Source organism: Colwellia marinimaniae (assembly GCF_002207865.1).
GTDB classification, from domain to species: Bacteria; Pseudomonadota; Gammaproteobacteria; order Enterobacterales; family Alteromonadaceae; genus Colwellia; species Colwellia marinimaniae.
In genome coordinates, this window is sequence record NZ_BDQM01000238.1 from 1 (window position 1) to 276 (window position 276).

The 276-nt window shown below is 51.8% G+C and carries 1 protein-coding gene; it reads right to left on the reverse strand.

The features are described 5' to 3' along the window. Positions 1-276 (reverse strand): phage tail tip protein J-related protein (locus MTCD1_RS19085; protein WP_200818665.1); only part of this gene is annotated, 276 nt, incomplete at both ends.

A 276-nucleotide genomic window follows, 5' to 3' on the forward strand; every position in this document is an offset into this window, starting at 1 on the left:
ACTTTTTCCAGCAGCCCCTTGCCGAGGTGGGAGTCGGTTATCCTGCCTTTGAAAAAATCCAGGTAACCCGCCGCATCATCGCACGCCCGACCGACGGCCTCCACGAATGCCGATTTGCCAACGGTGTTCACACTGCGGATATAAAAGTAATAATCATGGCCCGGTTTGATATTGATACTGGCGGCTATCCAGTACAGCGCCGTACCAAGATAACGCGTGCTGGTTTCAACCTGTCTGATATCCGCAATCTGCTTTTCCGAGAACCAGAACTCAAAC